Annotated in this window: 25 protein-coding genes and 1 pseudogene; 8 read left to right on the forward strand and 18 right to left on the reverse strand. The window is 68.4% G+C overall.

Annotated elements, in window-relative coordinates; translation table 11 throughout:
* Positions 1-250 precede the first annotated feature (250 nt).
* The 3 genes from ACO2Q2_RS00985 to ACO2Q2_RS00995 form a co-directional block, all read right to left on the reverse strand.
* Positions 251-460 carry a cold-shock protein gene (locus ACO2Q2_RS00985; protein WP_404635035.1) on the reverse strand — a complete coding sequence of 70 codons (210 nt, stop codon included), beginning with the start codon at positions 458-460 and terminating at the stop codon, positions 251-253.
* A 252-nt stretch (positions 461-712) separates the two neighbouring features.
* Positions 713-922, reverse strand: coding sequence for a cold-shock protein (locus ACO2Q2_RS00990; protein ID WP_324894316.1), 210 nt, complete (start codon positions 920-922; stop codon positions 713-715).
* 270 nt (positions 923-1192) lie between these two features.
* Positions 1193-2458, reverse strand: coding sequence for a winged helix-turn-helix domain-containing protein (locus tag ACO2Q2_RS00995; protein WP_423253903.1), 1266 nt, complete (start codon positions 2456-2458; stop codon positions 1193-1195).
* Between the two features lie 93 nt (positions 2459-2551).
* Between ACO2Q2_RS00995 and ACO2Q2_RS01000 the strand changes: the two genes are divergently transcribed.
* Positions 2552-2689, forward strand: a complete 138-nt coding sequence (locus ACO2Q2_RS01000; protein ID WP_423253904.1) for a hypothetical protein — start codon at positions 2552-2554, stop codon at positions 2687-2689.
* 82 nt (positions 2690-2771) lie between these two features.
* On the forward strand, positions 2772-3878 hold the full coding sequence (locus ACO2Q2_RS01005) for a phospholipase A (RefSeq protein WP_423253905.1): 1107 nt from the start codon (positions 2772-2774) through the stop codon (positions 3876-3878).
* Between the two features lie 201 nt (positions 3879-4079).
* On the opposite strand, the pseudogene ACO2Q2_RS01010 reads toward ACO2Q2_RS01005, so the two are convergent.
* Positions 4080-4610 (reverse strand): annotated as a pseudogene (locus ACO2Q2_RS01010) (transposase); the annotation flags it as partial.
* A gap of 65 nt (positions 4611-4675) precedes the next feature.
* Positions 4676-5158: an FKBP-type peptidyl-prolyl cis-trans isomerase gene (locus ACO2Q2_RS01015; RefSeq protein WP_423253906.1), complete on the reverse strand. Its 483-nt coding sequence runs from the start codon at positions 5156-5158 to the stop codon at positions 4676-4678.
* 120 nt (positions 5159-5278) lie between these two features.
* On the opposite strand from ACO2Q2_RS01015, the gene dacB reads away from it, so the two are divergent.
* Positions 5279-6811 carry a D-alanyl-D-alanine carboxypeptidase/D-alanyl-D-alanine endopeptidase gene (dacB, locus tag ACO2Q2_RS01020; RefSeq protein WP_423253907.1) on the forward strand — a complete coding sequence of 511 codons (1533 nt, stop codon included), beginning with the start codon at positions 5279-5281 and terminating at the stop codon, positions 6809-6811.
* A gap of 9 nt (positions 6812-6820) precedes the next feature.
* Here the strand turns inward: dacB and ACO2Q2_RS01025 are convergent, their stop codons facing one another.
* The 6 genes from ACO2Q2_RS01025 to ACO2Q2_RS01050 form a co-directional block, all read right to left on the reverse strand.
* The gene (locus ACO2Q2_RS01025; protein ID WP_423253908.1) at positions 6821-7303 is read right to left on the reverse strand and encodes a glutathione peroxidase; all 483 of its coding nucleotides are present in this window, start codon (positions 7301-7303) and stop codon (positions 6821-6823) included.
* Between the two features lie 235 nt (positions 7304-7538).
* The gene (gene pncB / locus ACO2Q2_RS01030; protein WP_423253909.1) at positions 7539-8726 is read right to left on the reverse strand and encodes a nicotinate phosphoribosyltransferase; all 1188 of its coding nucleotides are present in this window, start codon (positions 8724-8726) and stop codon (positions 7539-7541) included.
* Between the two features lie 335 nt (positions 8727-9061).
* Positions 9062-10081, reverse strand: a complete 1020-nt coding sequence (locus ACO2Q2_RS01035) for an aminopeptidase (protein ID WP_423253910.1) — start codon at positions 10079-10081, stop codon at positions 9062-9064.
* 114 nt (positions 10082-10195) lie between these two features.
* Positions 10196-10690: a hypothetical protein gene (locus ACO2Q2_RS01040; RefSeq protein ID WP_423253911.1), complete on the reverse strand. Its 495-nt coding sequence runs from the start codon at positions 10688-10690 to the stop codon at positions 10196-10198.
* 93 nt (positions 10691-10783) lie between these two features.
* The gene (locus ACO2Q2_RS01045; RefSeq protein ID WP_423253912.1) at positions 10784-11674 is read right to left on the reverse strand and encodes a histone H1-like repetitive region-containing protein; all 891 of its coding nucleotides are present in this window, start codon (positions 11672-11674) and stop codon (positions 10784-10786) included.
* A gap of 100 nt (positions 11675-11774) precedes the next feature.
* Complete coding sequence (locus ACO2Q2_RS01050; protein WP_423253913.1) at positions 11775-12383, reverse strand: rhomboid family intramembrane serine protease; 609 nt, start codon at positions 12381-12383, stop codon at positions 11775-11777.
* A gap of 172 nt (positions 12384-12555) precedes the next feature.
* Here ACO2Q2_RS01050 and ACO2Q2_RS01055 point away from each other — a divergent pair, with 172 nt between their 5' ends.
* The 5 genes from ACO2Q2_RS01055 to ACO2Q2_RS01075 all read left to right on the forward strand — a co-directional run bounded on the left by ACO2Q2_RS01055 (position 12556) and on the right by ACO2Q2_RS01075 (position 18331).
* Positions 12556-13446 (forward strand): PhzF family phenazine biosynthesis protein, encoded by an 891-nt coding sequence (locus ACO2Q2_RS01055; RefSeq protein WP_423253914.1) that lies wholly within the window; start codon positions 12556-12558, stop codon positions 13444-13446.
* Between the two features lie 113 nt (positions 13447-13559).
* Positions 13560-14927: an adenylosuccinate lyase gene (purB, locus tag ACO2Q2_RS01060; RefSeq protein WP_423253915.1), complete on the forward strand. Its 1368-nt coding sequence runs from the start codon at positions 13560-13562 to the stop codon at positions 14925-14927.
* Positions 14928-15343: 416 nt separating this feature from the next.
* On the forward strand, positions 15344-15721 hold the full coding sequence (locus ACO2Q2_RS01065; RefSeq protein ID WP_423253916.1) for a BlaI/MecI/CopY family transcriptional regulator: 378 nt from the start codon (positions 15344-15346) through the stop codon (positions 15719-15721).
* Between the two features lie 35 nt (positions 15722-15756).
* Complete coding sequence (locus ACO2Q2_RS01070; RefSeq protein ID WP_423253917.1) at positions 15757-16950, forward strand: M56 family metallopeptidase; 1194 nt, start codon at positions 15757-15759, stop codon at positions 16948-16950.
* 73 nt (positions 16951-17023) lie between these two features.
* Positions 17024-18331 (forward strand): hypothetical protein, encoded by a 1308-nt coding sequence (locus tag ACO2Q2_RS01075; RefSeq protein WP_423253918.1) that lies wholly within the window; start codon positions 17024-17026, stop codon positions 18329-18331.
* A gap of 207 nt (positions 18332-18538) precedes the next feature.
* Here ACO2Q2_RS01075 and mgtE read toward each other — a convergent pair whose 3' ends face one another.
* The 7 genes from mgtE to ACO2Q2_RS01110 form a co-directional block, all read right to left on the reverse strand.
* Entirely contained in the window at positions 18539-19993 is a 1455-nt protein-coding gene (gene mgtE / locus ACO2Q2_RS01080; RefSeq protein ID WP_423253919.1) for a magnesium transporter, read from the reverse strand.
* Positions 19990-20463 carry a 2-C-methyl-D-erythritol 2,4-cyclodiphosphate synthase gene (gene ispF / locus ACO2Q2_RS01085; RefSeq protein WP_423253920.1) on the reverse strand — a complete coding sequence of 158 codons (474 nt, stop codon included), beginning with the start codon at positions 20461-20463 and terminating at the stop codon, positions 19990-19992. Before ispF ends, mgtE begins: the two co-directional genes overlap by 4 nt.
* A gap of 28 nt (positions 20464-20491) precedes the next feature.
* The gene (gene ispD / locus ACO2Q2_RS01090; RefSeq protein ID WP_423253921.1) at positions 20492-21190 is read right to left on the reverse strand and encodes a 2-C-methyl-D-erythritol 4-phosphate cytidylyltransferase; all 699 of its coding nucleotides are present in this window, start codon (positions 21188-21190) and stop codon (positions 20492-20494) included.
* Entirely contained in the window at positions 21187-21519 is a 333-nt protein-coding gene (gene ftsB, locus ACO2Q2_RS01095; RefSeq protein WP_423253922.1) for a cell division protein FtsB, read from the reverse strand. Before ftsB ends, ispD begins: the two co-directional genes overlap by 4 nt.
* A gap of 17 nt (positions 21520-21536) precedes the next feature.
* Positions 21537-22850 (reverse strand): phosphopyruvate hydratase, encoded by a 1314-nt coding sequence (gene eno / locus ACO2Q2_RS01100; protein ID WP_423253923.1) that lies wholly within the window; start codon positions 22848-22850, stop codon positions 21537-21539.
* A gap of 122 nt (positions 22851-22972) precedes the next feature.
* Positions 22973-23806 carry a 3-deoxy-8-phosphooctulonate synthase gene (gene kdsA, locus ACO2Q2_RS01105; RefSeq protein WP_423253924.1) on the reverse strand — a complete coding sequence of 278 codons (834 nt, stop codon included), beginning with the start codon at positions 23804-23806 and terminating at the stop codon, positions 22973-22975.
* A 136-nt stretch (positions 23807-23942) separates the two neighbouring features.
* The gene (locus ACO2Q2_RS01110; RefSeq protein WP_423253925.1) at positions 23943-25616 is read right to left on the reverse strand and encodes a CTP synthase; all 1674 of its coding nucleotides are present in this window, start codon (positions 25614-25616) and stop codon (positions 23943-23945) included.

Below are 25616 nucleotides of genomic sequence, written 5' to 3' on the forward strand. Positions count from 1 at the left end.
CGGCAGCCACAGCAGCACCCGGCGCACCGGGGTGTCGGACGGCATCACCAGGATCAGCTCGAATCGTGCACCATCGGCGGCCTCGACCGGAACGATATCGGGCGTCTGCGGCGTCATTTCAGCAGGGGAAACCATCGCGCTTCCATGGCCTGGGGGAGTCGTGCCTCGCTGCCAAACCGGGCCGGATGCCGGGCACGCGCAAGAGGCCGGCACACGCCGGCCTCTTGTCAAAGACCATGCGCACGGCCGCTCAGGCCGGGGTGACTTCCTCGGCCTGCAGGCCCTTCTGGCCCTGCACCACCTTGAAGCTGACCTTCTGCCCTTCCTTCAGGCTCTTGAAACCCGAACCCGTAATGGCGCGGAAATGGACGAACACGTCCGGGCCGCTCTCGCGGCTGATGAAGCCAAACCCCTTGGCGTCGTTGAACCATTTGACGGTGCCAATCTCTCGATCCGACATGACTCACTCCGATTACGCTCGACGTGACCGGTCCGCCACCCGCCCGGGCGACGTCCGACTGGGTCATGCGCAACGCGGGGGCCCGCCGGATGCAACGTCGACGCGACCAACAGGGGCGAGGAGCTGACACAGTGAAAAAAGCATAGCGGATTTTCGCCGCACGCAAGCCTGCCGCCCGGACGCGGCGTGCGTGCAGAAAAAAAAGCCGGGCATCGCTGCCCGGCTTTTCGGTCCAGAAAGGCGTGGAGCCGGTCAGGCCGGGGTCACTTCCTCGGCCTGCAGGCCCTTCTGGCCCTGCACCACCTTGAAGCTGACCTGCTGGCCTTCCTGCAGACTCTTGAAGCCGTTGCCGGTGATCGCGCGGAAATGCACGAAGACATCCGGACCATTGTCGCGGCTGATGAAGCCGAAGCCCTTGGCGTCGTTGAACCACTTGACGGTACCGATCTGACGATCAGACATGGGAGTCACTCCGTAGGTTTTCTGGTATTGAACCCGGCGTCCACGAGGAGCGCCGAGGGGACTGGAATGCGCGGAAATCCTAGGGGTGAAGCGATGAAGCGGATAGGCATCGGCGGCATCGGGTCACAAGACTCTGGTGACCCCGGCAAACACAGCGGCAAAATTATAACCACAGGTCGGAAAGCTCCGCGACGGGCGCGGCCCCTGCCTGACGGCCTATCCGCACGCCCGGGCCGGCGAGCGCCGGCAGCATCGCGCACCGACCGGCCTTCAGCACGACTTGAGCGCCGCCCTCAGCGCACCGGCCAGGCCGACGGGACGAGCCCGCGCAACGCGTACCGCCGGGGTGCCGTGCCAATGGGCCAGCTTCTTCAACGCCTGCGCGAGCTCGCCAAGCAGTCGCTCACCGGGCTCCACGCCCTGTTCCAGGTACAGCGCCTTCACCTCGAACACGCCGTCCGCGCGATGCGCCTTGGCGTCGAGCCGGCCGACCAGCGCGCCGCGATGCAGGATCGGCAGCACGAAATAGCCGTAGCGACGCCGCGGAGCCGGCGTGTAGCACTCCAGCGCGTAGTCGAAACCGAACATGCCCAGCGCGCGCTGGCGATCCCACACCAGCGGATCGAACGGCGACAGCAGTGCCGTATGCGTGGCGCGCAGCCGGCCGGCGCGGGCCTGGGCGAGCGCCGGCGCGTGATCGGCATGCACGTAGGCCGGCACGCTCCAGCCCCGCACGGCTACCGCCAGCAGCTGGCCGGAATCCACCAGCGGCTCCAGCTCGAGATCGCTTACCTGCGGCTTGAGCCGGTAGTAATCGGCGATCCAGCGCGCCGGCACGATGCCCAGCGCACGCACCGTGTCGAGAATGAAGCGCTCGCGCAGCGTCTCGACGGCAGGCCGCTCACCGTGCAGGCGTGCCGGCCAGGACGCACGCACCCGTGCGGACAGGTCGTACACGCGCTGGAACCGCTCGCGGCGTACCACCATGAGTTCGCCCAGCGTGAACCAGGCTTCCAGCCAGCGCTTCTCCGGTTTCCATTCCCACCATCCACCCACACCACGATCCTCGCGGGCGAAGTCGGTGGCACGCACCGGCCCCTCGCGGGCGATGTGCGCGAGCAGGTCGTCCATCTCCGCGCGATGCTCCATGTACATGCGCGTCGCGTGCCGGTGCGACCAGTGGTGACCACGCTGGTGGCGCCAGGCGTCGTGCAGGGCGTAATCGTCGGAGGGCACGAAGCAGGCCTCGTGGGCCCAGCATTCGGCCAGCGCACCCTGCGCCAGCGCCTGCTCCAGCCATTCGGGCGGGTAATCGCCCAGTCGCGCGTGCAGTACCAGGTACGGGCTGCGCGCCACCACGTGGATGGAGTCGATCTGCAGCAGGCGCATGCGTTTCACGGCGGCCAGCAGGTCGACCGCGCTGGCGCGTCGCCGCGGCGGCTGCAGCAGACCCTGCGCATGGAGTTGCAGACAGCGTGCCTGAGTGAGCGCGAGGGAACGATCAGCGGCGCGCGCGACGGGGGGTTGAGCCGGCATTGACACTCTCTTTGCTAGTGTGGTGCTGCACGCTTGGCGGCCCTGACAGGACGCGCGTGGCCCCCCCTGCGATTCTGGCATGGAGCAACGATCATGAAACTTCGCACATCCTTGATCACCCTGATGGGAGCCGGCGCCCTGCTGGTCGCCAACGACCTCGACTACGCCGACAGCAACCGCGACCACCGCATCAGCGCCACCGAATACGCGCGCTGGGCCAGACAGCAGTAACGTCCTGCACATCCAGGCCGGTCGCAGTCATCTGCGGCCGGCCGCTTCGTGTCACCGCCCCCTCGATCCAGGCCGCCCCGTCATGAAGACGTCCCGTCTCTCCCGCTCCCTCACGTCCGCGCTGGCCGCATCCGCCGCACTCCAGGCACTGCCGGCGCACGCGCAGAATCCCGATCCGATGGACATCCGCGGCTGCACCGCGATCGAAAGCGACGCCCCACGCCTGGCCTGCTACGACCGCGCCACCGGCCGGGTCAACCTGACGGCGGCGCAGAAGCGCCCGAATCCGGCGGACGTGGAGCTGTTCGCCCACGATACCGGCAAGGACTCCGGCGACAAGGCATCCGGCGGCAACGACACCGTCTCCGCACCGCTGTCCCTGCTCGACTCGCGCTGGGAGCTGTCGCCGGAGGCCAAGCTCGGCACCTTCAACATTCGCGGCTACAAGCCGGTATACGTGCTGCCGGTGTTCGCCACCAGCAACCAGAACGACCGCCCCACCAGCCCCAACCCCGACAACACCGTCCCCACCGCACAGCAATTGCAGCGCATGGAAGCGAAGTTCCAGCTGAGCCTGAAGACCAAGGCGGTGCAGGACGTGTTCGGCGATGCCGGTGGCGACCTGTGGATCGGCTACACCCAGTCCTCGCGCTGGCAGGTCTATAACGCACGGCTGTCGCGTCCGTTCCGCGAAACCAACTACGAGCCCGAGGCGATGCTGGTGTTCGACACGCACTACGACGTGCTCGGCTGGCAGGGCCGGCTGCTCGGCATCGGCGTGAACCACCAGTCCAACGGCCGCTCCAACCCGCTCTCGCGCAGCTGGAACCGGGTGATCGCCGACGTCGGTTTCGAGCGCGATGGCTGGACGGTGATGCTGCGTCCGTGGTGGCGCATTCCGGAAAGCCGCAGCACCGACGACAACCCCGACATCAGCAACTACATGGGCCGCGGCGAGATGCAGATCGTGCACGAGTGGAACGGTCAGGAGTTCGGCCTGATGCTGCGCCACTCCCTGCGCGGCGGCAGTCGCAGCCACGGCGCCGGCCAGTTCACCTGGAGCTTCCCGGTGGGCGGCAACGTGCGCGGCTACATGGAGCTGTTCAAGGGCTACGGCGAGAGCCTGATCGACTACAACCACAATGCCACCTACCTGGGCGTGGGCGTGTCGCTGCTCGACTGGTACTGAGCCTGGCTGCCGCAACGAAGAACGCCGCCTCACGGCGGCGTTCTTCGTTGCGTGCGCTGGACGCGCGGCGGCGGCTGCCTCAGAGGGTGTCGACAAAATAATCAGCTTGCGAGTCTGGTAGCCGATGACCCCTGCCGTGGGTTCGGGGTGGCGGCCCACGCGCTCGCGCCATTGCCCTCGCAGTCGATCATGCATCGCCTCGAACACGCCGGCCTTCGCCCAGCGACTGAAGGCTTTGTGCACTGCCGCCCACGGCGGGAAACTCTTGGGCAGCAGACGCCAGGCACAACCCGTGCGCACGGCATAGCAACATGCGTCGACCATGCGCTTGCGGGCGTGCTTGGCGGGCCGCCCCCGTCCGCCCGCGTGCTCGAACAGGTCGCTTACCAGCGCCCATTCGGCCTCGGTCAGATCCGTGTTCATGCCGCTGGGCCCGTCGGGGCGTCGATGTTTCTCTGTATAGCCGTAGCGCACCGGCGTCCCCTGCTGCTCCACGGGCAACGCTTCGGGTTTGCGCTCCGGCCTGGCCTTGCGGATACCCGCTTTTCGCAGGGTCGTTCGCACGGTCGCCGCGCAGACATGCGTTCCGGTGCGTCGCGCCAGTTCGCGAGTCACCTCGTCCAGGGGCGAGTGCGGATGCTCGCGCACGATGGCACGCAAGGCCTTCACATGATCTTCGTTCAACGCCGGCTTGCGCCCGCGCTTTACGTCACCGCGCTTCTTTTGCTCCATGAGAACCGTCCGCTCGTGAGATCTACGGCAGATTCTACAGGTTTGTTTATTTTGTCGACACCCTCTCAGTGCTGGTGGCCGCCTGGACCGTGCACGTGGCCGTGGGCGGTTTCTTCCCTGGTGGCCTGGCGCACGTCGGTCACTTCCACGTCGAAGTGCAGCGTCTGGCCGGCGAGCGGGTGGTTGCCGTCGATGTGCACCACGCCGTCCTCGATCCTGGTGACGGTCACGTTGATCACGCCCTGCGGGCCGCGACCCTGGAACTGCATGCCCGGCTGGATGTCGTCCACGCCCTGGAAGGCCTCGCGCGGCACCTGCTGCTCCAGCTCGGCATGTCGCTCGCCGTAGCCTTCGGCCGGCGCCACGTCGACCTTGAACTGGTCGCCCGCGACACGGCCGGCCATCACCTTCTCCAGCCCCGGCACAATCTGGCCGGTGCCATGCAGGTAGGTGAGCGGCTCGCGCCCTGCGGAGCTGTCGATCACGGTGCCCTGGTCGTCGGTCAGCGTGTAGTGGAAGGAAACAACGGTGTGGTCGGCAATCTGCATGAAGAGTCTCGCGTCGTAGGTGCAAAACCGCCGGCGGCAAGCCGGCACGAAGATCCAAGCCTAGCAGATCGACCCTTTTCGACCTGCACGGCGCGGCCCCTTGTCGCCATACTGCAAGCCATGCACCCACTCCTTTCCCGGGCCGCGGCGCTGGTCATCGCACTGGCCATCGCACCGGCTTCGCGCGCCGCATCGGCACCGCCCGCCGCCGATGCGCCAGGCGCCCCGATCGCAGCGTCCATCGATGCGCTGATCCGCTCGCCGCGCTTCGCCGGCGCCAGTTGGGGCATCGAGGTGGTATCGCTGGACAGCGGGCAGACGCTCTACGCCCACGATGCCGACCGGCTGCTGCAGCCGGCCTCCACCGCCAAGCTGTTTACCGCCGCACTGACGCTCGATCGCCTCGGTGCCGACCAGCACACCGCGACTCGCCTGCTAGCGAAGGGAGCGATCCGCCGCGGCCGGCTCGACGGCACGCTGGTGCTCTACGGCATGGGCGATCCCACGCTGGGCACGTCGGCCAGCCCCGACTGGGCCGATCGGCTCGCCGCGCAATTGCCGGCGCACGGCATCCGTCGCGTGCATGGCGACCTGGTCGCCGACGACACGTATTTCGCCGGCCCGCCGATCGGCTCGGGCTGGGAAGTGGGCGATCTGCTCGGTGGTTTCGCCGCGCCCGCCGCCGCGCTGAGTGTGGACGAGAACAGTGGCTGGCTCACCCTCACACCGGCCGCGCAGGCCGGTCGCGCCGCCGACGTGGCGATGGATCCGCCGCTGGCGATTCCCGTCATCGACAGCCGCCTGATGACCGGTCCGGCGAGCAGCGCCAGCGACCTCAATCTCTACCGGGCACCGGGCAGCGACACGCTGTACGCCTTCGGCAGCCTGCCGGCCGGCAGCGCGCCGAGGCGATTGTGGCTGGCGATGGGCGACCCGGCCCGCGTCGCCGCCTGGCAATTGCGCGAAGCGCTCGCCCGCCACGGCGTCAGGCTCGACGGCCGGGTGCGCGTAGTGCGCTGGCCGCAGGACGACACCGCCGTCACCGCCGGCGCCACCCTGGTCGGCGAGATCGCCTCGCCGCCGCTGGGCGAGATCCTGCGCAGCGGCCTGAAGCGCTCGCAGAACCTCTATCTGCAGAACCTGCTGCTGATGGCCGGCGTGCAGGCGCAGACGCTGGCCATGCAGTCGGACGCGCCGCCCACCGGCTTCACCAGCACCGAAGCCTGGGGCCTGCGCGCCCTGCGCGAGCTGTTCGAGCGCATCGGCATTGCGCCCGCCGACGCGCGACTGGAAGAAGGCAGCGGCCTGTCGCGGCAGAACCTGGTGACCGCCTCGGCGATGGTGCGCCTGCTGCAGTACCTCGCGGTGCAGCCCTATGCGGCCAGCCTGCGCGACATGCTGCCGCTGGCCGGCGTGGACGGCTCGCTGGTCAGCCGCATGCGCGGCACCCCGGCCGCCGGCAACGTGCAGGCCAAGACCGGCTCGATGACCTACGTGCGCGCACTGGCCGGCTATGTCACCACTGCATCGGGCCAGCACCTGGCCTTCGCGATCCTGCTCAACAACTACGAGCCGGCCGCCGGCGATCCACCGGCCAGCCGCGAGCTCGACGCCATCGTCGAACGCCTGGCGAGCGACACCGCCCGGCCCTGAGCGGCGCGGTCAGCCGAGCTGTGCGGCGATCTCGCGGGCGATCTTCTCGGGTGTGTCGGTCGGCGCGTAGCGCTTCACCACCTGGCCCCGGGCATCGACCAGGAACTTGGTGAAGTTCCACTTGATCGCCTCGCTGCCGAGAATGCCCTTGCCCTCGTTCTTCAGCCACCGGTACAGCGGATGCGCGTCGGCGCCGTTCACCTCGACCTTGGCGAACATCGGGAAGCTCACCTCGTAGCGGGTGCTGCAGAAGTTGCGTATCTCGGCCTCGTCGCCGGGCTCCTGATGGCCGAACTGGTCGCAGGGAAAACCCAGCACCACCACGCCGCGATCGCTCATCTCGCGCCACAGTTTTTCCAGCCCGGCGTACTGCGGCGTGAATCCGCATCTGGAAGCCACGTTGACCACCAGCAGCGTCTTGCCGCGGAACTCGCCCAGCGAGCGCTCGTTGCCGTCGATGTCGCGGGCGGTGAAGTCGTAGATGTCGGTCATGTGCTGCCCCTCGTGTAGCCGGCGGGCCGCGGATGCAGCCGCCGGCATATGGTTATGAGAAATGGCCGTATGGCCGTCCGTTCGACGCCGGCTAGGGTGGGTGCCTGGCCACCGGTGCTGCATCCATGTCCCAGCTCATCTCCGCCCTCGCCGCCCTGGTCTCGCTGCTGCTGCTCGCCTGGCCGGCGCTGAAGCGCGCCGACCGCCAGGATACGCACGCCGGCGCAGCGCGGACTCAGCCACCGGCCTCGGCGGGAATCCCGAACACCTGCCGCAGATAGGCCACGTAGGCGGCGTCATCGCACATGTTCTTGCCGGGACTGTCGCTGAGCTTGGCCACCGGCTGGCCGTTGCAGCGGACCATCTTGATCACGATCTGCAGCGGCGTGGGGCCGACGTCGTTGGTGAGGTTGGTGCCCACGCCGAAGGCCAGCTGGCAGCGCCCCTGGAAGTGCGCGTAGAGCTTCATCACCTGCGGGATGTCCAGCCCGTCGCTGAACACCAGGATCTTGCTGCGCGGATCGACCCGGTTGGCGCGGTAGTGCGCCAGCACCCGCTCGCCCCAAGCGAACGGGTCGCCCGAGTCGTGGCGGGTGCCATCGAACAGCTTGCAGAAGTACATGTCGAAGTCGCGCAGGAAGGCGCTGAGGCCGTACATGTCGGACAGCGCGATGCCGAGGTCGCCGCGGTATTCGCGCGCCCACGCTTCCAGCGCGGCCACCTGCGAATCGCGCAGGCGCGGCCCCAGCGCCTGGTGCGCCTGCAGGTATTCGTGCGCCAGCGTGCCCAGCGGCGTCAGGCCGAGCTGCTTGGCCAGCGCCACGTTGCTGGTGCCCGCGAGCTGGGGACCCAGCCGGTCGCGCAGCGTGGTGACCACTTCCGCGTGCCAGGCGCGCGAGAACCGCCGGCGCGTGCCATAGTCGGCGATGCGGCAGGCGGCGTAGCCAGGCGTGTCGTGCAGCAGGGCGATCTTGGCGGCCAGGCGCTCGCGTCCCACCGACAGGTCGAGCTGCGGCCAGGTGTTGCGGAAGTACACCTCGTTGACGATCGCCAGCAGCGGCACCTCGAACAGGATCGTATGCAGCCACGGCCCGCGGATGCGGATCTCGATCTCGCCGTTGGCCTGGTCCGACGGCGCGATGTCCACGTACTTGGCGTTGAGCTGGAACAGCCCGAGGAAGTCGACGAAATCGCTCTTGATGTAGCGCCAGCCGCGCAGGTACTCCAGTTCGTCGGCGGTGAAGCGCAGCGTGCACAGCTGCTCCAGCTCGCCGCGGATCTCGTCGATGTACGGCACCAGGTCCACGCCCGGATTGCGGCACTTGAAGCGGTACTCCACCTCCGCCCCCGGGTACTGGTGCAGCACCACCTGCATCATCGAGAACTTGTACAGGTCGGTATCGAGCAGCGAACGGATGATCATCGGCGGATCCATGCGGGAAGCCCGGCAATTATCGGCGCGAATCGCGCCGCGCGCATAAAAAACCCCGGCAGCCAGGGGAGGGGCATGCCGGGGTTTGTCAGGTCGGCGATCCGGGGGAGGAAGAAGCCGACCCCTCAGTGGCCCGATGCTCTGGACCACTTCCTGTCGCCGTCACGGCGATACGACTCCTTTGTGTGGATCGCGCCGGGGAAGTTCAAGGTCCCCAACAGAAATATTCAGCTGCCGTAGGGTCGAGGCATCGTTTTCTTGCGAAACGTTCTTGCGCGACGCACGGCGGTTTGACGGAAAACCAACGAACGCCCGCGCTGCCGGCGTCACCGGACCGCAGCAGCCGGCGTATCCAGCGCTCGCAACGCCTGCTCGCGTGCAGCCGGCCGGCGTCGCGCCAGAGCCTGCACGCGGCGATAGAACAACACCCAGTTGCGGTCCGCCTGGCGGAACAGCGTGGCGAACGCCCCGGTCCAGCGGTCGTACAGCCCGAACGGCAGCAGCCGGGCGTTGTTGATCGGCGCGGCGACCCAGGCGTCGTAGCGGTGATCTCCGGGAAACGCGCGGTCGCGCCATGCGGCGTAGTCGCGACGGAAGGCGGCGATGTCCTCGCGCTTGCGGGCGGCGAGCGCCGCTTCGCCGCCGCCGCGCGCATAGTCGCTCCGCAGCCGCTCGCGCAGCGCCAGCACCTGCACGGTGAAGCCTGATTCCAGCGCCCGCTGGCGATCATCCGGGGGCGGCAACCCGCGCGACCGCCGCCATTGCCTCACCCCCTCGCGCTCCACGAAGGTGGCGAACGATTCGTTGAACGCCGTGTCGCCCTTCACGTAGACCCGCTGGTGGGCCAGCTCGTGGAAGATCGTGCCGACGAGCTCGTCGTCGTCCCAGCGCATCATCGAGCTGAGGATCGGGTCGGCGAACCAGCCGAGCGTGGAATAGGCCGGCACCGGTCCCACCCAGACATCCAGCCCCTGCTCACTCAGCTGCGCGGCATGCCGTTCGGCCAGCGCCTGGCGGAAGTAGCCGCGGTACGCCACGCAGCCGGCGAACGGAAAGCACTGCGGCACCGCCTCCACCGCGTAGCGCGGCGCGGCGAACACGTTCCACGCGACGTAGGGGCGGTCCAACGCCACGTAGCTGGTGTAGCTGCGGTTGTCCGGCAGGGCCAGCCGCGTGGAGGCGAACGCCCGCGCCTGCATGGCGAGCGTGAGGCGTCGGGCCAACTGCGGCGGGGTGCGCGGATCGGCGATGACCCGCGGCAACGATTCGCGCTCGCGCAGGATCTGCAGCTGGCCGTGCGCCAAGTGACCGTAATAGCGCACGCTGGCGCAGCTACTGGCCGCCATCGCCACCATGGCAACGGCAGTGAGGCGTCCGAGGCGCCGGACCGGTCGGCTGAACGGGAGAAATGCAGGCATCGGGAGACGTGCGGGAGGATCGCTCCGGAATGCCATCCTGCCTCAACGGTGGTCGTGCTGGCGATCACCGCGGCCGACGCGGTGGCCGTCGTTACCGGTGCTGCCGCCGGCGCGGTATTCGTCGCGGCGCGTATCACGTTCGGCACCCGCGCCTCCACCGTTCCATCCGCTGCGATCGTCGTGCGCGCCACCGCTCCACGAGCCTGCATGGCGACCGTCGCCGCGGTGGTCGCCATGGTCCCACTGGCGGCCGTCATGGTCGCGATGGCGATATCGATCGCGCGAGCCGCCGTACCACGTGGTGCCGACGCCGATGCTCACGCCGCCCGGGTACCCATAACCGCCGTAACCGTAATAGTCGGGGGAGTAGTAGCCCGGCGCGTAGTAACCGTCGTCGTAGACCGCGGTGCTGCGGCCGTAATAGGCGTCGCCGCCGTAGGCGCCGCCGCGTACGTAGCCATAGTCCGGAGAGACATAACAGCCGCCCAGCAGGGAGGAAGCGATGACCACCGCAACACCCAGCACGCATTTCTTCATGACACCGCTCCGGAGGCGAAAGGGCGCGACGTGCGACCGACGCTCACGCTAATCCCGGCCGATGAATGCGCCCTGATTCGCTCCGGAACCGGCTCATCCCTTGCCGCGCCTGCCCTGGTCGCCGCGCTGGTGCGCCACCGCGGCAGGCGCCGTGGCCGTCACGGGGGCGGGGGCGTGCATGCTTGGACCAGCGGCCGGATGGGCGGATGGATCGGCACCGGGCCAGCTCGGTCCCTGCCGATCGCGCTCGTGCTTGGCATCGAGCAGCGCCTGGATGTGCGCCACCGCTTCCTCCGGGCTGATGTGCCGGACCGGTGCCGCCTCGGTCGGCGTCGCGCGCGAAGCGCTAGCCGTCGCAGCAGGGTTGGCCTTCACTGCACTGCGTGCCGCCGCCGGAGCGGCCGGGGCACGGCTGCGTGCCGCCGCGGTGGCGCCGGGCTTGCGCACGGCGGCTTTGGGCGCCGTGGGCTTCTTTGCCGGTATCGTGCGGACCGCGGTCTTGCCGGCCGGCCTGGCCGGAGCCGCGACTTTCCTGGTGGCGGTCTTCCTGGTGGCGGTCTTCCTGGTGGCGCGCTTCGTGGCGGCGGGCTTTTTCGGCGCCGCCTTCTTGACCGCGGGCCGCTTGGCGGCGGCCTTCTTCACCACCTTCCTTGCGGCCGCCTTTTTCACGGCGACCTTTTTTGCCACCTTCCTGGCCGCCGCTTTCTTCACGGCCGCTTTCCTGGCGGGTGCTTTTTTGGCCGCGACTTTCTTTACGGCGGTCTTTTTCGCGGCGGCCTTCTTCGCGACCGGCTTCCTGACCGTCGCCTTCTTCGCTGCAGCCTTGCCCGCCGGCTTCTTCTTGCCGACGGTGGATTGCTTTGCCGCGGACTTCTTCGCGGCCGACTTGCGTGTCATTGCCATGCGTGTATCTCCTGCGGTGATCGGTGGACGGTGTGCGCGGCGGGCGTGGCTTGGTCGCAGCCGGCGGCGCCCGACGCTCACGTGCGGACGAGTATTGCGCCCGTGCCCGCGCATGTCATGGGCGACTGCCGCATGCCGTGGCGGGTCCGTCCACGGGCCGCAAGGTGGCATCGCTGCCTGGTCAGCCTGCGCCCGGATGCGACAGCGCATAGAGAAAATGTGGCAGCGTGCGCGGTTCGATCAGCAGCGTGAACGCCACGCCGTAGGCCGCGCCCCACAGGTGCGCGCTGTGGTTGACGTTGTCCTGGCCGCGCCTGTCCATGTAGATCGAATACGCCGTGTAGAGCAGGCCGTAGATGATCGCCGGCAGCGGTACCACGAACACGTAGATGCGCGACCATGGCGCCAGCAGCACGAAGGCGAACAGCACCGCCGACACCGCGCCGGAGGCCCCCAGGCTGCGGTACCGCGCGTTCGTGCGGTTCTTCAGGTAGGTCGGCAGGATCGAGACCACCAGCCCTCCCATGTAGAACAGCGCAAAGCCCAGCGTACCCAGGCGCGCCGCGTAGAACGGCTCCATCGCCCGACCGAAGAAGAACAGCGTGAGCATGTTGAACAGCAGGTGGCCGAAATCGGCGTGCACCAGGCCGTAGGTGACCAGCCGATAGTACTCGCGGCTGCGCTGGATGGCCGGCGGCCACAGCAGCAGGTCATCCATCAGCTTGCCGTTGTTGAGAGCCATGAACGAGACCACGCAGGTCACGGCGAGAATGATGAGGGTGATCGTCATGAGGTCCATCGGTAGTCGAGACTGCCGGCCATCTTGGCGGGCGGCACGTACGCTGTCGACCGTAATGCGGCCTCGGCGTTCGTCTCCGGTCGCATGGCGAGTTGATCGGGCCGGCGCGATCGCCCGGCTATCATGGCCGGCCCAAGGCGCCGGTCGCGCCGGATCGAGCCCGATGGACACCTTCCGCTACCTGCATCTGGACGTCTTCGCCGCCAGCCTCGGCGGCGGCAATCACCTGGGCGTGGTCACCGACGCCCACGGCTGGAGCGACGCGCAGATGCAGCGCTTCGCCCACTGGACCCACTTGGTGGAAACCACCTTCCTGCTGCCGCCCACCGGGCCGTCCGCCAGTTACCGCGTGCGCATGTTCACGCCGACGAAGGAGATCGCCTTCGCCGGCCATCCCAGCGTGGGCAGCGCGCACGCCGTGCTCACCTGCGGCATCGCCACGCCGCGCGACGGCCTGCTGTGGCAGGAATGCCGGGCCGGCGTGCTGCCGATCCGCGTCGAGGGCACGGACGACGATCGCCAGTTGCTGCTGCGTTCGCCGGCCGCCGCCGTGCTCGCCACCGGCATCGACGCGCACCCGCTGCTGCGCCCGGCCCTTGCTGGCGTGACGACGGGCGGACTGCCGCCCGCGCTGGTCGATGGCGGGCGCCGCTGGTGGGTGGTCGAGTGCGCCGATGAGGCCGCCCTGCGCGGCTGGACGCCGGATCATGCGGCGATCGGCGCACTGGGCCGCGCCAGCGACAGCATGGGCATCTGCGCGTTCGCCCGCAGCGCGTCGAACGACGGCTATCAGCTGGCGGTGCGCGCGCTGGCATCCGGCGCCGGCATCGTCGAAGACCCGGCCTCCGGCGCGGCCAACGGCCTGCTCGCCGCCAGGCTCGTCCAGGCCGAGCCGCACGGCCCGCTGGCGCGCGGCTACGCGGTGAGCCAGGGCCGCGAGATCGGCTACGACGCGCGCCTGCTCGTGCGCATCGACGCCGACCGCGCGGTGTGGGTGGGCGGGCGCACGCACACCATCGTCGACGGACGCCTGCGCTGGGCGCCCGACGCATGAGCGAGGCGTTCGCCAACCAGCTCGACCGCTGGCTCCACCGCGATGCAACGCGCAAGCCGCCGCCCGGGGCGGCCATGTAAAATGGCGGTTTTCCAAATTGCCGGAACGCGCCAATGTCCACCCACGCCCTCACCGCCCTGTCCCCGCTGGACGGCCGCTATGCCGGCAAGGTCGAATCGCTGCGCCCGATCTTCAGCGAATACGGCCTGATGCAGCGGCGCGTGCGGGTGGAGATCGAATGGCTGCTGGCGCTGGGCGCCGAGCCTGCGATCGCCGAGCTGCCCGCCTTTGCCCCGGCGCAGATCGCCACGCTCATGGCCATCGCCACCGACTTCAGCGTGGAGGACGGCCGCCGCATCAAGACGATCGAGGCCACCACCAACCACGACGTCAAGGCGGTGGAGTACTTCATCAAGGAGCGCATCGGCGCCGATCCGGCGCTGGCCCAGGCCAGGGAATTCGTGCACTTCGCCTGCACCAGCGAGGACATCAACAACCTGTCCTACGCGCTGATGCTGCGTGATGCCCGCAGCGATGTGCTGCTGCCGGCGTTCGACCGGATCATCGCCACCCTGCGCACGCTGGCGCACACCCACGCCGCGCTGCCCATGCTCTCGCGCACCCACGGCCAGACCGCCTCGCCCACCACGCTCGGCAAGGAGCTGGCCAACGTGGTCGCCCGCCTGCAGCGCCAGCGCAGGCAGCTGGCCGCGGTGGAGATCAGCGGCAAGATCAACGGCGCCGTGGGCAACTACAACGCCCACGCCATCACCTACCCCGAGCTGGACTGGCGCGCGTTCTCGCAGCGCTTCGTCGAGAGCCTGGGCCTGGGCTGCAACGCCTACACCACGCAGATCGAGCCGCACGACGGCGTCGCCGAGTACTGCGACGCGGTGCGTCGCGCCAACACCGTGCTGGTGGACCTGTCCCGCGACATCTGGGGCTACATCTCGCTGGGCTACTTCAAGCAGGCGCTGAAGGCGGGCGAAGTGGGCTCCTCGACCATGCCGCACAAGGTCAACCCGATCGACTTCGAGAATGCCGAGGGCAACTTCGGCCTGGCCAACGCGCTGCTCGGCCATTTCGCGGAGAAATTGCCGATCAGCCGCTGGCAGCGCGACCTCACCGACTCCACCGTGCTGCGCGCGCTGGGCACCGCCTTCGGCCACACGCTGGTGGCGCTGGAATCGCTGGCCAAGGGCCTGGACAAGCTGCAGGTAAACCCCGACCGCCTCGCCGCCGACCTGGACGCCAGCTGGGAAGTGCTCGCCGAAGCCGTGCAGACCGTGATGCGCCGCTATGGCCTGCCCGAGCCGTACGAACAGCTCAAGGCGCTGACCCGCGGCCAGGGCATCACCCGGGACTCGATGCGCAGCTTCATCGCCGGCCTCGATTTGCCGGCAGAGGCCAAGCAGCGGCTGCTGGACCTGACTCCGGGTGGGTATGTCGGTCTGGCGGAAGAGTTGGCCAAGGACATCTGACGTCTTTCAGCACCTGATTGACGCGAAAAGCCCCGGACCGAGATCCGGGGGTGCTTGCGCTATTTGGAATGGCACGCGCAGGCACGATGGTGGGCGATCGAGCAGGGGTCAAGCACGTTCATCGCCGCTGCGTCCCAAGATCGCTCCAGGTCGCCAGCAGCGCGTTGCCAGTCCTCAAGCAGTTGACACTCCTCCGGCCCAGCGTCGCCTTCGCCGAGCGCAGCACGCAAGGCCAGGATCTCTGCAGCGACCGCCCGGATGGCGACGACCAAGGTCCGATGACTGCTGTTCCGCCTACTTGCTCGCGTCGTTGCCCGCCTTGCGCCAAGAGACGTCCGCGTGCAATCACGTCCGCGGTGCCATCCACTGACCGCGCCTCGCTTGCCTGACCCCACCGCCCGTCGCATGCTGCACGGATGAAAACGGCCACTCCCACCACTGCGGAACTCGCGATCCTCCAGGTGCTCTGGCGCAAGGGGCCATCGACGGTACGCGAGGTCCACGAAGCGGTGTACGCGAATACCGCTATCGGTTACACCAGCGCGTTGAAGATCATGCAGAACATGCTGGCCAAGGGCCTGGTCAGCCGCAGTGAGGATGCGCGTCAACATGTCTACGCGGCGGCCGTATCGGAGCGGCCCACCCTCAACCGGCTGGTGCGCGGATGGATGGACAGCGCGTTTGCCGGATCTTCCCTGGCGCTGGCCATGCAGGCGCTCGACGCTCGCCCAGTGGCACCGGAGGAACTGGCCCGGCTCAAGGCGATGATCGAGAAGCTCGAGGGCGACGCGTGAACCTGTTTACCGCCGCCTATCTCGCCCGGCTGGAGGTGTGGGGCCTGGTGGCCGCGGGTATGCAGGGAGCCTTGGTGATGTCGTCCTGGCTCGGCTGGGAGCGCGCTGCCCGATGTGTCGGACCAGTGGTGCGCCACCGTCTGGCCTGCCTGCACTTTGCTGCGCTCGCGTTGTCGCCGGTGCTCACCGTGGCGGTGCTGCACTGGACGGTGAGCGGCATGGGCGTCGCTCCGCCGCAGGCGTCTCCGATCGAGGAACTGCCCCGCCAGATGGCCGGCTATCGGGCCCTGCTCGCCTTCGCACTGCCGCTGGCCGGGCTGTGGATCCTCGGCGTCGCGGTGATGTCGCTGCGACTGGCGTGGGATGCCTTGTATCTGACACGCCTCCATCGCCATCCGGCGCCGGCCAGCCTGCTGCAGATCGTGCGTACCCTGGCGATCGAGCGGATGGGCGTGGCGGTGCCGCAGGTGCGAATGGCGGACGTCGCCTCGCCGCTGGTAGCCGGCGCGTGGCGCCCCCTCCTCGTCGTTCCCACCGGATTGATGCATCTTCCCCGGGCGGAACACGAAGCGCTGCTGCTGCACGAGTTGGCCCATGTGCAGCGCCACGATTGCCGCTGGAACCTCCTGCAGCGCATCGTGCTGGCGGGATTCTGGTTCCACCCTGCCGCCTGGATGCTCTACCGCCGGCTGATGCGCGAGCGCGAGATGCGCTGCGATGCGCTCGCCGTCCGCCACGGCGCTTCGCCGCTGAAGCTTGCGCGCGGGCTGGTGCGTCTCGCGGAACACCGCGCGCCGTCCGCGCTGGCGATGGCGGCCGCAGGTGGCGGCGACTTCGTGGCGCGCATCCATCGCCTGCTCGGCGTCGATGCGGCGCCGACGACATCCACGGCAGGAGCCCGCTTGGCGGCATTGACGCTGTCGACCTTGTGCCTGCTGGCGCTGGCCGCAGGACGCCTCGGCAGGGTCGACACCGCGATGGCCGACCTGTACCACGCGAGCTCCTTCGGACCGACCGTATGGGTCCGGGCGCACGACCCTGCCGGCAGGTTCGCGCTGCGCATCAAGCGCGGCCAGGTCCTCGCTGCCACCGTGGAAGAGTTGCCGCTTTCGCGCGACCGCATCCGTCAGCAGGGAAGCCGCGTCACCTTGCTGGACGCGGCGCGCCAGCCGATCTTGGCACTGACGGTGACGCCGCAGGACCACATCGAATGGGACGCCCGTCCGTAGCGATTTCGATACCGGATTGACTTGCTACGACACTCATCGTAGAAACTACGATACCCATCGTAAAGGAATGATCATGGCCTCCGGTTTCGCTTCGCAGTTCCGTCGACGGGCGCTCGCCCTCGGCCTCATGATTTTCGCGGTGACGCCGGCCTTTGGCCACGTCGATCCCGCCGGCGCGCTCAAGGTATTCCAGGAAGCCAGGGCGATTTGCGCGCGTGACGCGGGGGCTTTGTGGGGCCGCGACCTGTGCGGCCCGATGCTGCTGGTCGACCCGGCCGATCGCAGTGCCATCGCCAACCGGGCCGATGGCGACGGCGCGTTCAAGCCATCGGGGGGCGTGTTCACCGGTACGCTGCCGATGACGGTAATACTGGCGAACACCGCGATCGAGTGGTCCGGCATCCGCTGGAGCGAGATCCTGTGGCCGCTGCCCGATGACGCGGACCAGCGGCGCGTGATGCTCGCGCATGAGATGTTCCACCGCATCCAGCCGTCGCTGAAGATGGTTCTGCGGGAAGGCGACAACCGGCACCTGGACACCTTGCAGGGCCGCTACCTGATGCAGCTGGAATGGCGCGCGCTGGCCGCGGCCTTGCGCGCTCCGAGCGCGGCTGCGCGCAAGACCGCGGTCGGCGATGCCCTGCTGTTCCGTCGCGAGCGCTACCGCTTGTTCCCGACGGCCGCGATCAACGAGAACGAGCTGGAGTCGAACGAAGGTATCGCCGAGTACACCGGCGTGCGACTCGGCCTGGCAACGCCGCAGGCGCGTATCCGCTATGCCCTGCATGACCTGACGGCCTTCGTGCAGGCGCCCACCTTCGTTCGCTCGTTCGCGTATGCCACCGGCCCGGCCTACGGGCTGCTGCTGGACCAGCTTGCCCCCGGTTGGCGCGACCAGCTCGGTGCCGGCCAGCGGCTGGACCGGTTGCTGGGTAACGCCGAGCACCTGCCGGCACCCGCGTTCGCCACGCTCGAGGCACGGGAGGCCATCTACGACGATGGAACACTGCACGCCCGCGAACTGAAGCGCGACGAAGCGCGCCGCGCCCACCTCGCCGAGCTGAAGGCGCGACTGGTCGACGGTCCGGTGCTGGTCCTGCCGCTTGATCGCAGCAGCTTCCAGTTCAATCCGCAGACCCTGGTGCCGCTGGGTGACTTCGGCACCGTCTACCCGACCCTGCGTCTGGACGACGATTGGGGCGTGCTGGAGGTGGACGCCGATGCACGGGTCGATCAGCAGACGAAGATCGCCACGGTGTCAGCCGCAGGCATGGACGCGTCCGCGCTTCACGGCCACGGCTGGAAACTCGTGCTGAAGCCGGGCTGGGCTGTTACCGCCGGAACGCGCAAGGGCGACTGGGTAGTGATTCGACAGCCGTAGCGAAGGGGTTGGCGCGTCACCCGGAGCCGGTCGCGATCCCGGCCGGCAGCCGGTCCAGGCAGCCGTTCTAGTGTTGCGACAATGAAATTCAGCAACATCCGGAGCCGTAGGAGCGCACCCTGTGCGCGAATGCTCTTCGTCACGTCGCCAAGAGCATTCGCGCACAGGGTGCGCTCCTACATGTTTCGATAGTTCAGTGTCGCCACACTAGAGCAGGAAGATCGTCGCCAGACCGAGAAAGATGAAGAAGCCGCCGCTGTCGGTCATCGCGGTGATCAGCACGCTGGAACCGAGTGCCGGGTCGCGCCCGAACCGGGTCATCAGCATCGGGATGGCCACGCCGGCGAACGCGGCCAGCAGCAGGTTGAGCGTCATCGCCGCGGTCATCACCAGGCCGAGCGCGATATTGTCGTACAACGCATACGCCACCACGCCGATCACGCCGCCCCAGAGCAGGCCGTTGACCAGCGACACCGCCAGCTCCTTGCGCCACAGCCGGCGCACGCTGTCAGCATTGATCTGGTTGAGCGCCATGGCACGCACGATCATCGTGATGGTCTGGTTGCCGGAGTTGCCGCCGATGCCGGCGACGATCGGCATCAGCGTGGCCAGCGCCACCAGCCGCTGGATCGAGCCCTCGAACAGGCCGATCACCCGCGAGGCGATGAACGCGGTGACCAGGTTGACCGCCAGCCACGACCAGCGGTTGCGCAGGCTGGCCCACACCGAGGCGAAGATGTCCTCCTCCTCGCGCAGGCCGCCGCGGCTGAGCACCTCGCTCTCGCCCTCCTCGCGGATCACGTCGACCATCGCGTCCACGGTGAGCCGGCCGATCAGGTGCCCGCCCTCGTCCACCACCGGCGCGGACACCAGGTCGTAGCGCTCGAAGGCCTGGGCCACGTCGTAGGCGTCGTCGTGCGGGTGGAAGGTGTTGACGTCCGGCGCCATCACCTCGCCGACCATGCGGTCGGGTGGGTTGACCAGCAGCCGGTGCAGCGGCAGCACGCCGGTAAGCAGGTTGTCCTGGTTCACCACGAACAGCTTGTCGGTCTGCGCGGGCAGCTCGTCGAACCGGCGCAGGTAGCGCAGCACGGTCTCCAGGCTCACATCCTCGCGGATGGTCACCATCTCGAAGTCCATCAGCGCGCCGACCTGGTCGTCCTCGTAGGACAGTGCCGACTGCACCCGCTCGCGCTGCTGCGCGTCGAGGCTGGCCATCAGCTCGGGCAGCACCTCGGTGGGCAGGTCTTCGACCAGGTCGGCCAGCTCGTCCGCGTCCAGCGGTCCGACCGCCGCCATGATCTCGCCCTGGTCCATGTCGGCAATCAGTGATTCGCGCACCGCGTCGGACACTTCCAGCAGGATCTCGCCGTCGCGGTCGGCGCGTACGCGCTGCCATACCGCCAGGCGGTCGGCCAGCGGCAGCGACTCGAGGATGAAGGCGATGTCGGCCGGATGCAGCGGGTCGAGCTGCTGCTGCAGCACGTCGGCGCTGTCGCGCAGGGCTTCGGCGATCGGCGCGCGATCGACCGGGCTGGCGCCGGCGTCGCGCAGTTCGTCCAGTTCGTCGCGCATGCGCGACTGCTGCCGCAGCAGTTCGACGATGGCTTCCAGTTGCTCCTGCAGCCGGTTGCCGGAACCGCGGGCCTCGACCTCGCTCACGCGCGCTCCAGCAGCACGCAGGCCTGCGCCGCGATGCCTTCGCCGCGCCCGGTGAAGCCGAGTTTCTCGGTGGTGGTGGCCTTGATGCTGATCTGTGCGAGCTCGCAGCCCAGGTCCGTCGCCAGGTTCTGGCGCATCGCAGACGCATGCGGGCCGACCTTGGGCGCCTCGCCGATCACCGTCACATCCGCATTGCCCAGGCGATAGCCCTGCTGCACCATCAGCGCCGCGGCGTGGCGCAGGAACCGGCGGCTGTCGGCGCCGCGCCAGCGCGGGTCCGACGGCGGAAAGTGCTGGCCGATGTCGCCCAGCGCCAGCGCGCCGAAGATCGCATCGCACAGCGCGTGGATCACCACGTCGCCGTCGGAGTGGGCAAGCAGCCCGCGCCCGTGCGGCACGCGCACGCCACCGAGCGTGACGAAGTCGCCGTCACCGAAGGCATGCACGTCGAAACCCTGACCGATCCTCACCGTTTTCCCCACCCTTTTCCCCACCCTTTCATGGCGCCGTCCGCGCCAGCAGAAACTCCGCCAGCGCGAAGTCCGCCGCCGTGGTGACCTTGATGTTGTCCTCCGCACCCTCGACCAGCAATGGTGCATGGCCGGCCAGCTCCATCGCCATCGCCTCGTCGCTTACCCTCACGCGGTCGCGGGCAGCCTGGCGCAGTGCCGCCGACAATGCACCACGGCGGAACATCTGCGGCGTGAAGGCGCGCCAGCGCAGCTCGCGCGGTTCGGTAAGCTCGCTGCGTCCGGCCGCATCGGCGCGCTTGAGCGTGTCACGCAGCGGCGCGCCGAGCAGGCCGCCATCCGCACCGCCGGCGCGATCGAGCAGGCGGGTGATGTCGTCCAGCCGCACGCAGGGTCTGGCCGCGTCGTGCACCAGCACGAACTCGTCGGGCGCCACCGTGTCCGGCAACGCGTCCAGCCCGGCCAGCACGGAATCGCAGCGCTCCGCGCCGCCGACGGTGGTGCGCACCGGCTTGCCGTGCAGCGCCGACACCCCGCTCCACAGCGCGTCGCCGGCGGACAGCACCACCATCAATCCGGCGATGTGCGGATGCCGGGCCAGCCGGTCGAGCGTGTGCTCGATCAGCGGCCGTCCGGCCAGCGTCAGGTACTGCTTGGGCCGATCGCCGCCGACGCGCGTGCCGCGCCCGGCCGCGGGAACCACGCACCACAGCGGCGCCCGGCTCATGGCTGCGCGGCGTCGGGAGCGGTGGCCGGCGCGGCCGGCGCCGTCGCGGCGCCGGGCTTCTCGACCACCTGGTAGAAGGTCTCGCCCGGCTTGATCAGGCCGAGCTCGGCACGCGCGCGCGCTTCCACTGCCTGTTCGCCGCTCTTGAGGTCGGACACATCGGCGGCCAGCGCCTGGTTGCGCTGCTGCAGGCGCTGGTTCTCGTCCGCCTGCTTTTTCACCGCGGCGCGCAGGGCGTCGACTTCGCGCATGCCGCCCGTGTCACTCCACAGCTTGACCTGCAGGGCGATCAGCAGTGCCAGCAGGATCAGCGCGACCCAGCGCAGCATGGCGGCCGCGTTCCCCTTCAGCCAGGCAGGCGCGCGAGGTTGGGGAACGCGTCGCGCCCGGCGTAGCGCGCCTCGGCACCCCGTTGTTCCTCGATGCGCAGCAGCTGGTTGTACTTGGCCACACGGTCGCTGCGGCACAGCGAGCCGGTCTTGATCTGGGTGGCCGTGGTGGCCACCGCGATGTCGGCGATGGTGGTGTCCTCGGTCTCGCCCGAGCGATGCGAGATCACCGCCGAGTACTTCGCCGCGTCGGCCATGGCGATCGCTTCGAGCGTTTCGGACAGCGTGCCGATCTGGTTCACCTTGATCAGGATCGAGTTGGCGATCTTCTTCTCGATGCCTTCGCGGAAGATGCTCGGGTTGGTCACGAACAGGTCGTCGCCGACCACCTGCACGCGGTCGCCGATGGCGTCGGTGAGCAGCTTCCATCCGGCCCAGTCGCCCTCGGCCATGCCGTCCTCGATGGTGACGATGGGGTACTGCTTCGCCCAGCCGGCCAGCAGGTCGACGAACTGCTCGGAGGTGTACTGCTTCCCTTCGCCGGCGAGGTCGTACTTGCCGTCCTTGTAGAACTCCGAGCTGGCGGCATCGAGGCCCAGCAGGATCTCGCCGCCGACCTGGTAGCCGGTCCTGCTGATCGCCTCGAGGATGGTGTCCAGCGCCTCGATGTTGGAGCGCAGGTTCGGCGCAAAGCCGCCCTCGTCGCCCACCGAGGTGCTCAGGCCGCGCCCCTTGAGCACGCTCTTCAGCGCGTGGAAGATTTCCGCGCCCGCGCGCAGCGCCTCGGCGAAGGTCGGCATGCCCACCGGCAGCACCATGAACTCCTGCACGTCGATGTTGTTGTCCGCGTGCTCGCCGCCGTTGATGATGTTCATCATCGGCACCGGCAGCATGCCGGGCCTGCCGGTGGTGCCGTTGATTTCCGCCAGGTAGCGCCACAGCGGCAGCTGGCGCTGCGCGGCGACGGCGTGCGCGGCGGCCATGGACACGCCCAGCAGCGCGTTGGCGCCGAGCTTGCCCTTGTTCGGCGTGCCATCGAGGTTGACCAGCTTGGCGTCGAGTCCGCCCTGGTTGGCCGCGTCGAAACCCTTCAGCGCGCTGGCGATGGCGCCGTTGACGTGGCCGACGGCAGTCTTCACGCCCTTGCCGCCATAGCGCGATTTGTCGCCGTCGCGCAGCTCCACCGCCTCGCGGGTACCGGTCGACGCACCGCTCGGCACCGCCGCGCGACCAAAGCCGCCGCCGGCCAGGGTGACTTCGGCTTCCAGCGTGGGATTGCCGCGGGAGTCGAGGATTTCGCGTGCATGGATGCGGGTGATCTCGGTAGTCATGTCAGTCCAGTGCGTGGGTAGTGTTCAATGAATTCGTGCTGCCGGTTCGCCGCAGGAGCGCACCCTGTGCGCGATGCTCTTGCATGCATTGGGCGAAAGGCAATCGCGCACAGGGTGCGCTCCTACGGGTGTTGTTCCAGGAAACCGTGCCGCTTGGTCACTGCATCGAGTTCGATCAGCGTCTCCAGCAGCGCCTCCATCCTGCCCAGCGGCCAGGCGTTGGGGCCGTCGCTGAGCGCCTTCTCCGGATTCGGGTGCGTCTCGGCGAACAGGCCGGCCACGCCCACCGCCACGGCGGCGCGCGCCAGCACCGGCACGAATTCGCGCTGGCCTCCGGAGGTGGCGCCCTGCCCGCCCGGCAACTGCACCGAATGGGTGGCGTCGAACACCACCGGGCAGCCGGTATCGCGCATCACGCTGAGCGAGCGCATGTCCGATACAAGATTGTTGTAGCCGAAGCTGGCGCCGCGCTCGCACACCATGATGTCGTCGTTGCCGACGGCCCTGGCCTTGGCCACCACGTGCTTCATGTCCCATGGGGCGAGGAACTGGCCCTTCTTGATGTTCACCGGCTTGCCGGCGCGCGCCACCTTCTGGATGAAGTCGGTCTGGCGGCACAAAAACGCGGGGGTCTGCAGCACGTCGACCACCGCGGCCACCTCGTCCATCGGGGTGTACTCGTGCACGTCGGTGAGCACCGGCAGGCCGAGCTGGCGCTTCACTTCGCCGAGCACGCGCAGGCCCTCCTCCATGCCCGGGCCGCGGAAGCTGGAGCCGGAGGAACGGTTGGCTTTGTCGAAGCTCGACTTGAAGATGAAGTGGATGCCCAGTCGCGCGGTGATTTCCTTCAGCGTGCCGGCGGTATCGATCTGCAGCTGCTCGGACTCCACCACGCAGGGTCCGGCGATCAGGAACAGCGGCCGGTCCAGCCCAACCTCGAAGTTGCAGAGCTTCATGATGGCTTGCCCTCTCGGTAGGAGCGCACCCTGTGCGCGAATTGCTCCTGGCCAGAGATTGCGAAGGTCTTCCGCGAGGCCCGTTCGCGCACAGGGTGCGCTCCTACCGGGATGGGATGGCCTGCGAGCACCGGGTTCATGCCGACACCTGCGCATCCGCCAGGCGCTCGCCGTCGCGCACCACCTTGTACTCGCGCGCCGCATGCACGAAGCCGATGAACAGCGGATGGCCGTCGCGCGGCGTGGAGGTGAACTCCGGATGCGCCTGGCAGCCCAGGAACCACGGATGCTTCTGCGCCGGCAGCTCGACGATCTCCACCAGCAGGTCGTCCATCGACTTGCCCGAGATCACCAGCCCGAGGTCCTCGAACGACTGGCGGTAGCGGTTGTTGAACTCGTAGCGGTGGCGATGACGCTCGCGCACCACGTCCTGACCGTACATCTCGCGCGCCAGCGTGCCGGCCTTGAGGCGGCATTCCTGCGCGCCCAGGCGCATGGTGCCGCCCAGGTCCGAGCGTTCGCTGCGCTGCTCGACTTCGCCGGTGGCAGTCGTCCATTCGGTGATCAGCGCGATCACCGGGTTGGCGGTGTGGCGGTCGTTCTCGCTGGAGTCGGCGTCGGCGAGGCCGGCCACGTGGCGGGCAAAATCCACCACCGCCGCATGCATGCCGTAGCAGATGCCGAAATACGGCACGCCGTGCTCGCGGGCGTACTTCGCCGCCAGCACCTTGCCCTCGAAGCCGCGCTTGCCGAAGCCGCCGGGCACCAGGATGCCATCCGCGTGGCCGAGCACCTTGGCGGCGCCTTCGGCCTCGATCTGCTCGGAGTCGATCCACTCCAGGTTCACCCGCGTCTGCTGCTTGATGCCGCCGTGGCGCAGCGCCTCGCCCAGCGACTTGTAGGCGTCCTTGTGCTCGACGTACTTGCCGCAGATGGCGACGGTGATCTCGTCCTTCGGATGCACCACGGCATCCACCGTGCGCTGCCAGCCGCCGAGATCGGCCGGCTTGGCGTCCAGGCCGAGCTTCTTCACCACGATGTCGTCCAGGCCCTGGCTGTGCAGCCACAGCGGGGTCTTGTAGATCACGTCCACGTCCACCGCGCTGATCACGGCGTTCTCGGACACGTTGGTGAACAGGGCGATCTTGCGGCGCTCACCATCCGGCAGCGGCTCCTCGCAGCGGCACAGCAGGATGTCGGGCTGGATGCCGATGGAACGCAATTCCTTCACCGAGTGCTGGGTCGGCTTGGTCTTGATCTCGCCGGCGGCCTTGATGAAGGGCACCAGGGTGAGATGCATGAACAGGCACTTCTCCGGACCGTGCTCGATGCGCAGCTGGCGGATCGCCTCCAGGAACGGCAGCGACTCGATATCGCCCACGGTGCCGCCGATCTCCACCAGCGCCACGTCGAAGCCGCGGGTGGCCTCGTGGATGCAGTGCTTGATCTCGTCGGTGATGTGCGGGATCACCTGCACGGTGGCGCCGAGATAGTCGCCGCGGCGCTCCTTGCGGATCACGCTCTCGTAGATCTTGCCGGTGGTGATCGAGTTCTTGCCGGTCAGGCGGGTGTGGACGAACCGCTCGTAGTGGCCGAGGTCGAGGTCGGTCTCGGCACCGTCGTCGGTGACGTAGACCTCGCCGTGCTGGAAGGGACTCATGGTGCCCGGATCCACATTGATATAGGGATCGAGCTTCATCATGGTGACGGAGAGACCACGCGCTTCCAGGATGGAAGCCAGCGACGCCGCGGCGATGCCCTTGCCAAGCGAGGACACCACACCGCCGGTGACGAAAATCAGGGGGGTCAT

Source organism: Dyella sp. KRB-257 (genome assembly GCF_049445995.1).
Taxonomy (GTDB): Bacteria; Pseudomonadota; Gammaproteobacteria; order Xanthomonadales; family Rhodanobacteraceae; genus Dyella_A.

Coding starts and splice junctions, on each gene's coding strand:
- ACO2Q2_RS00985 (WP_404635035.1), bottom strand. CDS start 460: ATGTCGGATCGAGAGATTGGCACCGTCAAATGGTTCAACGACGCCAAG.
- ACO2Q2_RS00990 (WP_324894316.1), bottom strand. CDS start 922: ATGTCTGATCGTCAGATCGGTACCGTCAAGTGGTTCAACGACGCCAAG.
- ACO2Q2_RS00995 (WP_423253903.1), bottom strand. CDS start 2,458: ATGCCGGCTCAACCCCCCGTCGCGCGCGCCGCTGATCGTTCCCTCGCG.
- ACO2Q2_RS01000 (WP_423253904.1), top strand. CDS start 2,552: ATGAAACTTCGCACATCCTTGATCACCCTGATGGGAGCCGGCGCCCTG.
- ACO2Q2_RS01005 (WP_423253905.1), top strand. CDS start 2,772: ATGAAGACGTCCCGTCTCTCCCGCTCCCTCACGTCCGCGCTGGCCGCA.
- ACO2Q2_RS01015 (WP_423253906.1), bottom strand. CDS start 5,158: ATGCAGATTGCCGACCACACCGTTGTTTCCTTCCACTACACGCTGACC.
- dacB (WP_423253907.1), top strand. CDS start 5,279: ATGCACCCACTCCTTTCCCGGGCCGCGGCGCTGGTCATCGCACTGGCC.
- ACO2Q2_RS01025 (WP_423253908.1), bottom strand. CDS start 7,303: ATGACCGACATCTACGACTTCACCGCCCGCGACATCGACGGCAACGAG.
- pncB (WP_423253909.1), bottom strand. CDS start 8,726: ATGATCATCCGTTCGCTGCTCGATACCGACCTGTACAAGTTCTCGATG.
- ACO2Q2_RS01035 (WP_423253910.1), bottom strand. CDS start 10,081: ATGGCGGCCAGTAGCTGCGCCAGCGTGCGCTATTACGGTCACTTGGCG.
- ACO2Q2_RS01040 (WP_423253911.1), bottom strand. CDS start 10,690: ATGAAGAAATGCGTGCTGGGTGTTGCGGTGGTCATCGCTTCCTCCCTG.
- ACO2Q2_RS01050 (WP_423253913.1), bottom strand. CDS start 12,383: ATGACGATCACCCTCATCATTCTCGCCGTGACCTGCGTGGTCTCGTTC.
- ACO2Q2_RS01055 (WP_423253914.1), top strand. CDS start 12,556: ATGGACACCTTCCGCTACCTGCATCTGGACGTCTTCGCCGCCAGCCTC.
- purB (WP_423253915.1), top strand. CDS start 13,560: ATGTCCACCCACGCCCTCACCGCCCTGTCCCCGCTGGACGGCCGCTAT.
- ACO2Q2_RS01065 (WP_423253916.1), top strand. CDS start 15,344: ATGAAAACGGCCACTCCCACCACTGCGGAACTCGCGATCCTCCAGGTG.
- ACO2Q2_RS01075 (WP_423253918.1), top strand. CDS start 17,024: ATGGCCTCCGGTTTCGCTTCGCAGTTCCGTCGACGGGCGCTCGCCCTC.
- ispD (WP_423253921.1), bottom strand. CDS start 21,190: ATGAGCCGGGCGCCGCTGTGGTGCGTGGTTCCCGCGGCCGGGCGCGGC.
- ftsB (WP_423253922.1), bottom strand. CDS start 21,519: ATGCTGCGCTGGGTCGCGCTGATCCTGCTGGCACTGCTGATCGCCCTG.
- eno (WP_423253923.1), bottom strand. CDS start 22,850: ATGACTACCGAGATCACCCGCATCCATGCACGCGAAATCCTCGACTCC.
- kdsA (WP_423253924.1), bottom strand. CDS start 23,806: ATGAAGCTCTGCAACTTCGAGGTTGGGCTGGACCGGCCGCTGTTCCTG.
- ACO2Q2_RS01110 (WP_423253925.1), bottom strand. CDS start 25,616: ATGACCCCCCTGATTTTCGTCACCGGCGGTGTGGTGTCCTCGCTTGGC.